This is a genomic window from Polynucleobacter sp. JS-JIR-II-b4 (genome assembly GCF_018687815.1).
Classification (GTDB): domain Bacteria; phylum Pseudomonadota; class Gammaproteobacteria; order Burkholderiales; family Burkholderiaceae; genus Polynucleobacter.
This window is the reverse complement of sequence record NZ_CP061306.1, coordinates 552,569-565,955: the sequence shown is the minus strand read 5'-3', so window position 1 is coordinate 565,955 and position 13,387 is coordinate 552,569. Positions and strand designations below refer to the sequence as shown.

Here is a 13,387-nt window from a genome sequence, read left to right as displayed (position 1 = left end):
TTAAACGTGTACTAAAGTACCTTCAGGTTCACCTTGCACTACACGCATTAATGCGCCTGGCTTGAGAATTGAAAATACTTTGATTGGTAATTTGCGATCACGGCACAATGCAAATGCAGTTGCATCCATGACTTGTAGATTCTTGATTAACGCTTCGTCAAACGTAATGGTTTTATATAAAGTGGCAGTTGGATCTTTTACTGGATCAGCACTATAAATACCATCCACCTTGGTTGCTTTGAGCATAATCTCAACACCCATCTCAGCCCCACGCAGAGCGGCAGCAGTATCAGTAGTGAAGAATGGATTGCCCGTACCCGCTGCGAAAATAACGACCTTCCCCTCACCCATCGCGCGAATTGCACGTGGACGAATGTAAGGCTCAACCACTTGATCCATGCGAAGAGCGGATTGCACGCGCGCTTCAACACCTTTTTGACGCAACGCATCTTGCAATGCTAAAGAATTCATCATGGTTGCCAACATACCCATGTAATCGGCAGTTGCGCGATCCATACCAGCGGCACCACCTGCAACCCCACGGAAAATATTTCCGCCACCAATCACAATCGCTAGCTCTACTCCGATATTCACAATATCGGCGATTTCTTTAACCATGGAATCGATAGTGACTGGATTGATGCCAAAAGCATCATCGCCCATAAGGGCTTCACCAGATAGTTTTAGGAGGACTCGTTTGTAGGCTGGCATGTTTTTTATTTTCCGTAATTTGCCAAGTAATTAACTTACTTAGCTTATTGATCTTTAAGCACTTTTTAATATCTCCGCCAAATTATAAAGGGCTTGGGAGGGATCAAAGAAAAGGGCACAGAAACTAAGGTTTCTATGCCCTTTTGGGTATTACCAAGCAGTGGGGCAAGCCCCAAACTGACCTATTAAGCTGTTGCTTTAGAGGCGGCGGCCACTTGTGCAGCTACTTCAGCTGCAAAGTCGTCTTGACGCTTCTCAATGCCCTCGCCTACAACAAACATGGTGAAACCCTTGATTGTTGTATTTGCAGCCTTGAGCATTTGCTCTACAGTTTGCTTGTCGTTTTTAACGAAAGTCTGGTTCAACAAAGAAACCTCTTTGAGGTACTTCTGAATAGAACCTTCAACCATCTTTTCAACGATTTCTGGTGGTTTACCAGATTCAGCAGCTTTTTGAACAGCAACACTACGCTCTACAGCAATTGCTTCTGCAGGAACGTCAGCCATCGACAAAGCTACTGGCTTCATTGCAGCAATGTGCATTGCAACGTCTTTAGCAGCAGTTTCGTCACCTTCGAACTCAACCATGACACCAATACGGGTGCCGTGGAGGTAGGAAACCAACTTGTTGCTACCAGCGAAACGCTTGAAGCGACGCGGCATGATGTTCTCGCCGATCTTACCGATCAATGCGCTACGAACTTCATCAACAGTTTGACCATTCAATGGCAATGCTAACAATGCAGCAACGTCAGCTGGGTTCTTTTCAGCAACCAACTTCACGCAGTCATTTACAAATGCCAAGAAATCATCATTCTTAGAAACGAAGTCAGTTTCGCAGTTCACTTCCAACAAAGCACCGGTAGTGCCATTGATAGAAGTAGCAACGATACCTTCAGCCGTTACACGAGAAGCGGCTTTACCAGCTTTGCTACCCAGCTTTACACGCAGAATTTCTTCTGCACGAGCCATATCACCATCAGCCTCAGTCAAAGCTTTTTTGCACTCCATCATCGGAGCATCAGTTTTGGCGCGTAACTCGCCAACCATTGCAGCGGAAATAGCGGCCATTATTCAGCTTTCCCTTCTTCAACAAACTCTTCTTCGCCTTCTTTAACTGCTGTCAAGATTTCTTGAACAGAGTTAGCTTTGCCTTCGAGGATTGCGTCAGCAATGCCACGCGCATAAAGGAGAACCGCTTTGCTGGAGTCATCGTTACCAGGGATGATGTAATCAACACCTTCTGGTGAGTGGTTGGTATCTACAACAGCGATCACTGGAATACCAAGCTTGTTGGCTTCAGTAATAGCAATCTTGTGATAGCCAACGTCAACTACGAAAATCGCATCAGGAACACCGTTCAAATCTTGAATACCGCCAAGTGCTTTTTGCAATTTGTCGAGATCACGGTCGTTAGTCAAAGCCTCTTTCTTTGAAAGCTTTTCCCAGTCGCCAGCTTCTTTAGCAACTGCCATGTCTTTCAAACGCTTGAGGGAACCTTTAACAGTTTTGAAGTTGGTGAGTGTGCCACCCAACCAACGGCTGTCGATGTAAGGCATACCAGCACGAGCAGCTTCTTCAGCAATGATCTCGCGTGATTGACGCTTAGTACCAACAAATAAAATAGTGCCACGATTAGAAGCAACTTGTTTTGCAAATTTCAGGGCGTCCTGAAACATTGGCAATGTTTTTTCCAGGTTGATGATGTGGATTTTGTTGCGATGGCCGAAAATGTAAGGGGCCATTCTTGGGGACCAGAAACGGGTTTGGTGACCAAAATGGCAACCGGCTTCCAGCATTTGACGCATAGTTACTGACATAACTTCTCCTAAGGGTTGTTTCTAAAGTTGAGTCCTAGCTGCGCTAAAAAACGCCACCCTGGAAGGCTCAACTCGCGATTTCAAGTCCAAAATGGACCCGAGTGCAAAATTATAGCTTAAATATCAATGCTCTAGCCACCTTCACCCCCAAACAATAAAGGGGGCCAACCCTCAAAATAGCCACTAGAAGCCCCAAAAATGGGATATTTGCCTAAAATTTAGGCAATATGACTAAGCTAAAACTATCCAAGTCGTTGATAATCAAGGCATGAATAGTGTATTTACTGCAGAAAAAGACATCCTTGGGATGCGAGAAGCTGGCCGCCTAGCAAGCGAAGTTTTGGATCATGTGGCTCCTCACGTCAAGGCCGGGGTTACCACTGGGGAACTGGATCGGATTTGCTATGAATACATGCGCGATGTCCAGAAGACTATTCCAGCCCCATTAAATTATCAGCCACCTGGGTACCCACCCTTTCCAGCATCCATTTGCACTTCCGTGAATGATGTGATCTGCCACGGCATTCCAGGAGACAAAGTTCTCAAAACTGGTGATGTTGTGAACCTCGACATCACTGTCATTACTCCTGATGGCTACTACGGTGACACCAGCCGTATGTTCATGGTGGGTGAAGTTTCCGTCATGGCTAAACGCCTTACGCAAACTACTTTTGAATGTATGTGGCTTGGCATAGCTCAAGTAAAGCCTGGAGCATCACTCGGTGACATTGGTCACGTCATTCAAACTCATGCAGAAAAAGCGGGTTACTCAGTAGTACGTGAGTACTGCGGTCACGGTATTGGCAAAGTGTTTCACCAAGACCCACAAATTCTTCACTACGGCAAACCGGGTACTGGTGAAAAACTAGAAGTCGGCATGACCTTTACGATCGAACCCATGATCAACGCGGGCAAACGCGATATTCGCACTATGCCCGATCAATGGACCGTGAAGACAAAAGATCGTAGCCTGTCAGCCCAATGGGAACATACGCTGTTGGTTACCCCAACAGGTGTTGAGGTGCTGACTTGGTCAGAAGGTAGCAACCCACCTCCTGATTGCGTTAAAGGTCTTTCATTTAGACCCACATTAGCAAGCGCATAGTCCATGAGCAAGTCGCAGGCAGACGGCAACATTATTGATGCAGCTAGCCTGCGTGCAGCGCGCGAGATTGCTTACGACGGGTTTAGAAAAACACAGTCTGTTGGTAAATTAACTAAGCAACTTTCTAAGTTAAGCGATCAACTCCTCTCCCATCTGTGGACTAACTGCGGCTTAAATAATGAAGCCACTCTAGTCGCAGTTGGCGGATTCGGTAGAGGTGCACTTTTTCCTTACTCCGATATTGATATTCTGATTCTGCTGCCTGCTGACGAAGAACAGGCTAGAGCTCTTTTAAAGCAAGTTGAGCAATTTGTTGCAAGCTGTTGGGATACAGGATTGGAAATAGGCTCTTCAGTCAGAAGCGTGGCTGAATGTATGTCAGAGTCCGAGCAAGACATTACTGTACGTACATCTCTATTAGAGGCGCGCCTCATTTGCGGCAATAAACAATTATTCAAAGACTTCGCCAAAGCTTTTGAAGCGGCCATGGATCCAAAGGCCTTCTTTCAGGCCAAGCAAGCCGAACAAATTCAGCGTCATTACAAATATCAGAACACTCCCTACTCTTTAGAGCCTAATTGCAAAGAGAGCCCTGGGGGCTTACGCGACTTACAGGTGATTTCTTGGGTAAGCAAAGCGGCGTTGTTGGGCGATACCTTTAAGAATCTCAACGAAGCTGGACTGGTCACACAGCGCGAACTGACTGAGCTTAATCGTAACCAACGCTTCCTGGAAACGCTGCGCGCTAATTTGCATTTACTTGCAGGGCGCAGACAAGATGTTCTTGCATTTGACTTGCAAGCAGCACTTGCAGAATCCATGGGGATCACAGAAGAATCCTCACGTCGTGCCAGCGAAGCCATCATGCGTCGCTACTACTGGGCAGCAAAAGCGGTTACCCAATTAAATGACGTTCTCTTGCAAAATATTGAAGCTTTGCTCTTTCCGCAAGAGTCCAAAACGATTCTCGCCATTCCAGGTGAAGGTAACGAGCACTTTATTGAGCGTCAAGGGGTATTGGATATCACTGACCCGCAGCTCTTTCAAAAGCATCCCGAACAAATTCTAAGAACCTTCTTGGTATTTGCTCAAACCTCAAATGTAAAGAGCCTGTCTGCAACTATTTTTAGAGCTCTATATAACGCTCGCACCAAGATGGATAGCAAGTGGCGCGCCGACCCAATTAATAGAGCCCTTTTTATTGAAATACTGAAGCAGCCCGAAGGCGTCAGTCGTGCCTTCCATCTCATGAATCGCAGTAGCGTTCTAGGTCGCTATCTCCCGGCCTTCCGCAAGATTGTTGGGCAGATGCAGCATGACTTATTTCACGTGTATACCGTTGACCAACACATCTTGATGGTGCTGCGGAATGTACGCCGCTTTATGGTGGTTGAACATACCCATGAATTCCCCTTCTGCAGCAGCCTCATTGCTCACTTTGAGAAACCTTGGTTGCTGGTCATTGCCGCGCTCTTTCATGACATTGCCAAAGGACGTGGTGGTGATCACTCACAATTGGGCAGAGCAGACATGCGTAAGTTCGCCAAGGATCATGGCTTAGATAAGAAAGATACTGAGCTATTGGTATGGTTGGTTGCTGAGCACCTCAACATGAGTCAAACCGCTCAGAAACAAGATATCACCGACCCCGATGTCGTGAAGGCGTTTGCCAAAAAAGTAGGTGATGAGCGTCACCTTACTGCGCTCTATTTATTAACCGTGGCTGATGTACGTGGAACCAGCCCTAAGGTTTGGAATGCCTGGAAAGGCAAGCTACTTGAGGATCTATATCGCGCGACCTTAAGAGTGCTCGGCGGAGCCAAGACAGATGCCTCATCAGAATTGGCGCAACACCAAGAAGAGTCCAAAGCCAAATTACGTCTGTATGGCATTAATGACGAATCATATGAGGATCTATGGAAGCAATTGGATGTAGCCTTCTTCCTAAGACAGGACTCATCTGACATTGCTTGGCTCACACGTCATCTATACAACAAGGTCAATAGCGATCAACCCATTGTGAGAGCAAGACTGTCGCCTATTGGCGAAGGCTTGCAAGTGGCTGTCTACGTTAAAGACCAGGAAGATCTCTTTGCCAGAATCTGCGCTTACTTTGAAAGACACGGCTTCTCAATTTGGGATGCCCGTATTCACACGACGCGTCATGGCTATGCTCTAGATACCTTCCAAATCTCCGGCAGCAACCTGGTAGATGAAGGTGGCAGCTATCGCGACCTTATCCAACTCGTTGAATTTGAGTTGACCGAGGCTTTAACGAATGCGGAGCCACTACCTAACCCAAGCATGGGCCGTCTTTCAAGACAGTCGCGCACTTTCCCAATTCAGCCACGCGTACACATGGTTCCAGATGACCGCGGCAGATATTACACACTGGCTCTCTCAGCAAGTGACCGCACTGGCTTGCTTTACACGATCTCCAGGGTATTAGCGAAACATCAGGTCTCTATTCATACTGCCAGAATTAATACATTGGGCGAGAGAGTGGAAGACGTTCTACTTTTAGATGCGGCTAACCTGGGTAAGAACCCAAAGCTACAGATCCAGCTGGAGACAGAATTGCTTGAGGCTCTAGGGGCTTAAGCCAATTTAGCCAAAGCACGTTGGATGCGAATGCTTTCGATATCTCTAAAAGCAACCCACCTACATTCAATATCTTCTGCAGGTTGCTCTTGTCTCAAGACTCTCAAGCGATAAAGCAAATCAATATGTAGATGGGCCCCTTCGCCCTTTTTGGGGTTTTCAGGTATCTCGTGAAAATCAATATCAATTGGATCTTGGCTATCAGGATCTGATTCGCAGACATAACCAGTTTCTTCATAAACCTCTCTAATTGCAGCCTCTATCGGCGAATCACCCTCATCAATGTGACCACCCGGCTGAAACCAACGCTTGATATACGGATGAAAAATTAGCAAAGCCTTGTCATCCTTGATGACTAAGCCACTGGCGGTGATGTGACCCTGGGTTGTTGCCCGAGAAAATGGACTAGAAGAGGTCAGGATGATATTGCACCGAGCCTCATGAATGGTATTGCGCGCCCGAATGGCAATTTCAGAAAATATATTCACGCCGAAAGAAACTATTTAAGCAGCTCGAGCATTGCTGCCTCATCAATCACCGGCACACCCAATTCTTCAGCTTTCGTGAGCTTGCTGCCAGCATCTGCACCGGCAACCACATAGTCGGTTTTCTTGGAGACAGAGCCTGCTACTTTAGCGCCGGCTTTTTCAAGCAGGTCTTTTGCCTCATCTCTGGTCATTGTTGGAAATGTACCCGTCAGGACAAATGTCTTACCTGCAACAGCTGCACTAATAACCTTTGCTTCTACAGTAAGTTGCATTCCAGAAGCTAAGAGTTGCTCAATGACTTCGCGGTTATGCGCTTCTTGCATGAAGCTGGTGATGGAGTCCGCAACAACGGGGCCTACGTCTTTAACGGTTAGTAGATCCTCAAGATTTGCATCCATTAAGGCATGCATCGATTGATAGTGATTCGCCAAATCCTTGGCGGTAGTCTCACCCACATGACGGATACCCAATGCAAATATAAATCTGGCCAAGGTGGTGTTTCTGGATTGGTTAATTGCCTGAATGAGGTTATCTGCAGACTTCTCGCCCATACGCTCTAGGTTAGCTAATGCTGTGAATCCCAGTCTGTAGAGATCCGCCGGGGTTCTCACTAGATTGTGATCAACCAACTGATCAACAATTTTCTCACCTAGGCCCTCAATATCAAGCGCCCTTCTGTGGGCAAAGTGAATCAAGGCCTGCTTGCGCTGCGCGCCACAGAATAATCCGCCACTACAACGCGCAACTGCTTCATCCGCCAAGCGCTCAATATGAGAATCACATACTGGGCAGTTTGTGGGCATCACAAATTCTGCTGCATCGGCTGGACGTCGATCCTTAATGACTGAGACCACCTCAGGAATTACATCACCAGCTCTACGCACTGATACGGTATCGCCAATACGCACATCTTTACGCTTGACCTCATCTTCATTGTGTAAGGTTGCATTGGTAACAGTTACACCGCCAACCTCTACTGGAGCAAGTCGCGCCACTGGAGTAATTGCCCCTGTACGCCCTACTTGCACATCGATACCTAAAACAGTAGTCAGAGCTTCTTGTGCTGGGTACTTATGGGCGAGCGCAAATCTAGGAGCTCTTGAAACAAATCCCAACTTGGCTTGCTCAGCAAATGAGTTCACCTTATAGACCACACCATCAATGTCATACGGCAATGAATCTCTTTTTGCACCTATCTCGTTATAGAAGGACAAGATCTCTTCTACAGAATGCAGCACTCTGTGCTCAGAGCACACTGGCAAGCCTAGCTCAGCATAAGCATTGAGTAATTCTTCATGAGTTTGAGGTAACCAAGAGGCTGGCTCTAAGGCACCTAAGCCATAAGCAAAGAAGGAAAGTGGCCGCTTAGCAGTGATCTTCGAATCCAATTGACGAAGACTACCTGCTGCAGCATTGCGAGGGTTGGCGAATTCTTTCTCGCCCAACTCTGCCGCTTGTCGATTCATCTTCTCGAAGTCTTTGAGGTACATAAAGACTTCGCCGCGCACTTCTAGGACCTGCGGAATATTTTTTCCAGTGAGTTTGAGTGGAATTGCACGAATCGTTTTAATGTTGGCAGTGACATCCTCACCGCTAGCACCATCACCCCGGGTTGCTGCTGTTACCAGCGATCCGTTTTCATAACGAAGTGAGATTGCTAGACCATCAAACTTGAGTTCACCGGCATAGCTTACGTGATCTGTATGCAAGGCTTCGCGACAACGACGATCAAAAGCAATCAGCTCAGCATCTTCAAATGCATTATTTAAAGAAAGCATTGGTACTGCATGGGTAACCGAATCAAACTCTTTTAATGCTGTTCCGCCTACCCGCTGAGACAAGGATTCTGGGGTGACCCATTCTGGATGAGCAACTTCAATATCAATTAACTCTCTATAAAGGCGGTCGTATTCAATATCAGGAAGAAGCGGATTATCTAAAACGTAATAGGCATGCTCTAAGCGAGCAAGCTCAGCCTGCAAGAATGCGTAACGCTCCGCTAAATTTGTCGGACTAGTGGACGACAAAGTGATTTCCTAGCTAAATAATCTACTAGCTGTAGAAGATCCAGCTGGAACGCCGGATTTCTCAAGATTGGCATAAAGAACATCAAGGTGCTGACGAATACTGATGACCGCAGCTTCACTTAAATTAATACCATTGTCATCCACTAAGCGGCCATGGGCAGCTTGTGCAATCTCTACACCCTCGGAAAGCATTCTTTCAAATGCGCGCTCTTCTTGTGGCACCAAGGGAACTTCAAGCAATAGGGTTACCTGAGTTACCGATTTATTTGGATCAAAATCAGAGCTACTAAAAAGCACTATACCCTTGCTTTGATACTCATACTGACGTCCACTGCGAGATAGCTTAAAGCCACGTTGACGCATGAGCGCATCAAAGTTACCCCATGGACAGGGTTCATCAAACAGCACATTGATACTCAATTGAATGTCGCTCTCGGCAGCCATGACATCTAATTCATTCGCACTTTCCAACATCGCGCTCACGCTCGGCATATCGATTTGGGAGCCCAAGGTTTCTGCAAGCGCTTGGGCGCGAGAGCAAAAGTCGGATAACTCTAGGACGCCAATAGCACCTTTGCGACTCGCCAGCTGAATGGCTAGCTGTAAATCAGAATACGTAGAGTCAGGATGGAGTTCTTCCCAGTCTTCAGCAACATCTAGGTTGGCATTTAAGCCTTCGCACATCCAGCGTGCTGTTGATTGAGCATCAAGGTCCGTCCAGGCATTAATTTCTGCCAGAATTTCCGAACCACTAATAGCCTCATCAAAGCGCAGTGTGATGACACAATCAATCCGCGGATCAATCGCAAACTTTTCTGGGGCTGAAATGGTTGTGATTACTTCGCCGAAGCTGGGCTCAGTGCGCCCTACATCACTTTCAGCAAAACCTTGACCAAAACTCGGCTCTTTTCCAAAGCGATCATCTACGGAATATTCAATTTGCTCTTTTGCCTTACGACGGGCACGAGCATACTTGATATTCAAAACCGCCACTGCTATTAGTATCAATAGACCAATAACAGCCAGCGCAAATTGCAAATCAGACAAACCCAACATCGTCATGATTTGTTCTACGTACACTTAGGCGGCCTCCACCATTGAAACAGCAGAAGAAATATCCACCGCAACAATGCGGGATACGCCCTGCTCTTGCATCGTGACACCAATGAGTTGATGTGCGATTTCCATAGTGATCTTGTTATGAGAGATAAACAAAAACTGTGTCTTATCTGACATTTTGGCCACTAGATTTGCATAACGCAAGGTATTTGCATCATCCAATGGAGCGTCCACCTCATCGAGCAAGCAGAATGGGGCTGGGTTCAAAAGGAAGAGCGAGAACACCAAAGCAATTGCGGTCAGGGCTTTTTCACCACCAGAGAGTAGGTAAATAGAGCTGTTTTTCTTGCCTGGAGGCTGAGCCATTACCTGTACGCCAGAGTCCAAAATCTCTTCGCCAGTCATTACCAATTCAGCATGGCCACCACCAAACAACTCAGGGAAGAGCTTTCCGAAGTGGGTATTAACCTGGTCAAAAGTGCCCTGCAATAGGTCACGTGTTTCAGCATCGATCTTCGCGATCGCATCTGTCAGGGTCTGCATTGCTTCATTCAAGTCGGCAGACTGCGCATCCAGGAACTGCTTACGCTCACGAGAGCTTGATAACTCATCCAAGGCAGCCATATTGACTGGACCTAAAGACTGAATTTCAGTATTCAAGCGATTGACTTCGCTCTGCAAGGCACCAACTTTTAAGTCAGTACTGAAACTTGCCTCAAGTGCAGTCAGATCAGCCTCTGCATCCGATAACAATGTGGCAAATTGCTCAAAGTTCAAACGAGCAGCCTGCTCACGCAATTGCAAATCCACCACTTTGTCACGCATTGGCTGTAAGCTGCGCTCTACCTGCATGCGGGACTCATCAGCTTCACGCAGTTGGTGCAATAAAGCATCCTGTTCAGTACGTGCATTAGCCAATGCAGCTTCACGCGCACTGCGAGCTAGCAATAGACCTTGTAATTTATCTTGCGCCTCTTCGTCGCTCAGCGTTTCTAGTTCTTGAGCAGCGGCATCATGCTTATCCTGAATCTCCATGATCTGTGTTCGAGCAGTACTTTGATCGCGCTGCAAATCAGTGATGCGCTGTTGCAATGAGCGCGTTGCAAAAGCTGCTTCTTGAGCTGCCATTTCAGCGGCACGGAGTGACTCACGCAAACGATCGCGCTCTTCAGTAGAGCGCTCTAATTTTTCTTGCGCTACTTGCAAAGCCTCTTGCAAGCCTTCTTTGGACTCTTCAGACTCCAGTAATTCAGCAGCAGACTGCTCTTGGGTCTGACTCACTTGCTCCATCTGTTGGCGCAACTCGCTTAACTCACCCTGAATCTGTGCTGCACGTTGACTATATTGCTCTTCAGCTTGAGTCAGCTGCATTCTTTCCACTTCAAAGCCGTGCGATTCTTGAACAGCATGCTCTGCGTTCTCACGGGCTTGTTCTGCCGCTTGGTGTGCCGCTTGATAGTTAGCAACACATTGATCCAACTCGCCCTTAAGCTCACTTTGCATGAGTTGTTGTGCGCGCAATTGCTTCTCGAGACTTTCCATCTCTTGAGCACGCGCCAACATACCGGCCTGCTCAGAATCGGCTGCATACAATTGCACACCAACACGACTCACTAAATGACCTTGCTGGGTAACGAATGCGCCACCAGCAGGTAATTTTTCACGGCGATGCAAAGCATCCTCAAGGCTGCCAGCAATATAGATATTGTCTAACCATTCTTGCAATACAGATGTGAGTCTTGGGGCGCCTGCACTTTGTACACGACTCAATAATGGCGTGAAGTCCGCAGGAGCAGAGGTATGCGCTGGCGCAATTTCTTCTGTAAGCAAAATTGCTAAACGGCTTGGAGGCGCATCATTAGCCAAAGCTAATGTTTCTTGCGCACTCTTTGCGGTCACAGCAGCTAAACGCTCACGCAGCACGGATTCCAGCGCAGTTTCCCAGCCGCTCTCTACTTTAAGTTCTTGCCAGAGGCGCTTGCTCTCTTTTAGCCCCTTGCTTTCAAGCCAAGGTCCAATCTTGCCTTGGGCTTGAACGCTGGCTTGCAAGGCAGTCAATGCGGTCAACTTGGCTTCAGTTTGAGCGAGGTCTTGGTTAGCAACTTGAATCTGTTGTTGCGCAGTATTACGGGCTTCGTCAGCAGCTGGAACGCGTTGTTGCGTTTCAACAGCGCGCTGTTTAGCTTCTTCAACTTTACGGGCAGCCATGACCTGACGATCTATTGCTGTCTGCAAAGCCTCAGCATCAGGACGGCGTAAGCCATCGAATTCACCAACAAGGCGAGTTTCGCGACCTTTCAACTCATCTGACTGAGCTGACATTGAACGAAGGCGCTCACCCAAACTTGCTAAACGTTGCTCAATAGAAGCAACTGAATCACGCGCGCTATTCAGTTCACGTGAAGCGTTTTGATAAGCCTCTTCACGACTTGGCATTTGCTCTTGCAAACCATTTAAATCCGCTAAGAGTGTTTGTTCTTTTTCGGCTGCTAAAGACAGTTCATGCTCAGTAGTGCGCTGCGCTTGTGCTGCATCCGTTTCTTGCACAGTCCAGCGCTGTAACTGTGCTTGCAAATCTTGAGTTTGCTGTTGCAAACGTTGACGCGCCTCTTGCACATAAAGAATCTGTGACTCAACCTGACTAACGTCAGAGTTTGTTTGATACAAATCACCTTGCGCTTGAGAAACTTTATCTTGTAATGCGTACTGTTCTGTACGCATGGTTTCTAGCTCGGCTTCGACGTGGCGTAGCTTAGCAGTCTGTTCTTCCAGGCCAACCTGAGTATCGCGAATACCATTGGCATGACGCTCTTGCTCTTTACCAGCCTCGGTCTGGCGTACAAACCAAAGCAGTTGTTGCTGAGACTTCATCTGTGTAGAAAGCTCAGCATGACGCTCAGCAACAGTCGCTTGTTTTTCTAAGCGCGTTAACTGCTGATCAAGCTCTCGCAAGATATCTTCAACACGCGTTAAATTTTCTACTGTGTCTTCTAAACGTGAAGCCGTTTCTTTGCGACGCTCTTTATATTTGGAAACACCAGCAGCTTCTTCCAAGAACACTCGCAACTCTTCAGGCTTTGCTTCCAAAATGCGGTTGATTGTGCCCTGTCCAATAATGGCGTAACCTCTTGGACCCATACCAGTGCCCAAGAAAATATCTTGAATGTCCTTACGACGTACTACTTGGTTATTCACGTAGTAACTCGAATTTCCATCGCGAGTTAAAACGCGCTTGATACCTAATTCTGTAAAAGCACTCCACTGGCCTTGAGCACGCCCTTCAGTGTTATCAAAAATGAGTTCAACACTAGCGCGGCCAGATGGCTTACGTAAACCAGAGCCATTAAAAATAACGTCCTGCATCGATTCACCACGTAATTCGCTGGCGCGGGACTCACCCAAAACCCAGCGGACAGCGTCAATAATGTTCGACTTTCCGCAACCGTTGGGACCCACAACGCCAATGAGTTGGCCAGGCATTTCAAAATGGGTTGGGTCTACGAAAGACTTAAAGCCGGAAAGTTTGATGGATTTCAGTTGCACGGCGTACTTTGCAGGGAAAAAAGGGGTTCAAATA

Annotated in this window: 9 protein-coding genes; 2 read left to right on the top strand and 7 right to left on the bottom strand. The window is 47.2% G+C overall.

Going from position 1 to position 13,387, the window contains the following annotated elements:
* From pyrH to rpsB, 3 genes are all read right to left on the bottom strand, one after another.
* Complete coding sequence (pyrH, locus tag ICV90_RS02865; RefSeq protein WP_215359535.1) at nucleotides 1–711, bottom strand: UMP kinase; 711 nt, start codon at nucleotides 709–711, stop codon at nucleotides 1–3.
* A 185-nt stretch (nucleotides 712–896) separates the two neighbouring features.
* Complete coding sequence (tsf, locus tag ICV90_RS02860) at nucleotides 897–1,781, bottom strand: translation elongation factor Ts (RefSeq protein ID WP_215359533.1); 885 nt, start codon at nucleotides 1,779–1,781, stop codon at nucleotides 897–899.
* Nucleotides 1,781–2,530 carry a 30S ribosomal protein S2 gene (gene rpsB, locus ICV90_RS02855; RefSeq protein ID WP_215359531.1) on the bottom strand — a complete coding sequence of 250 codons (750 nt, stop codon included), beginning with the start codon at nucleotides 2,528–2,530 and terminating at the stop codon, nucleotides 1,781–1,783. Before rpsB ends, tsf begins: the two co-directional genes overlap by 1 nt.
* Nucleotides 2,531–2,798: 268 nt before the next feature.
* Between rpsB and map the strand changes: the two genes are divergently transcribed.
* Both map and ICV90_RS02845 read left to right on the top strand, forming a co-directional pair.
* A complete protein-coding gene (map, locus tag ICV90_RS02850; RefSeq protein WP_215359529.1) occupies nucleotides 2,799–3,635 on the top strand; it encodes a type I methionyl aminopeptidase in 837 nt (278 codons plus the stop codon).
* Between the two features lie 3 nt (nucleotides 3,636–3,638).
* Nucleotides 3,639–6,236, top strand: a complete 2,598-nt coding sequence (locus tag ICV90_RS02845; RefSeq protein ID WP_215359527.1) for a [protein-PII] uridylyltransferase — start codon at nucleotides 3,639–3,641, stop codon at nucleotides 6,234–6,236.
* Here ICV90_RS02845 and ICV90_RS02840 read toward each other — a convergent pair.
* From ICV90_RS02840 to smc, 4 genes are read right to left on the bottom strand one after another with little or no spacing between them, the layout of a single operon-like run.
* On the bottom strand, nucleotides 6,233–6,724 hold the full coding sequence (locus tag ICV90_RS02840; RefSeq protein WP_215359525.1) for an NUDIX hydrolase: 492 nt from the start codon (nucleotides 6,722–6,724) through the stop codon (nucleotides 6,233–6,235). The genes ICV90_RS02845 and ICV90_RS02840 overlap by 4 nt on opposite strands.
* An 11-nt stretch (nucleotides 6,725–6,735) precedes the next feature.
* Nucleotides 6,736–8,751 (bottom strand): NAD-dependent DNA ligase LigA, encoded by a 2,016-nt coding sequence (ligA, locus tag ICV90_RS02835; protein WP_215359524.1) that lies wholly within the window; start codon nucleotides 8,749–8,751, stop codon nucleotides 6,736–6,738.
* Nucleotides 8,752–8,760: 9 nt separating this feature from the next.
* On the bottom strand, nucleotides 8,761–9,831 hold the full coding sequence (locus ICV90_RS02830) for a cell division protein ZipA C-terminal FtsZ-binding domain-containing protein (protein WP_251367774.1): 1,071 nt from the start codon (nucleotides 9,829–9,831) through the stop codon (nucleotides 8,761–8,763).
* Complete coding sequence (gene smc / locus ICV90_RS02825; protein WP_215359522.1) at nucleotides 9,832–13,353, bottom strand: chromosome segregation protein SMC; 3,522 nt, start codon at nucleotides 13,351–13,353, stop codon at nucleotides 9,832–9,834.
* Nucleotides 13,354–13,387 lie beyond the last annotated feature (34 nt).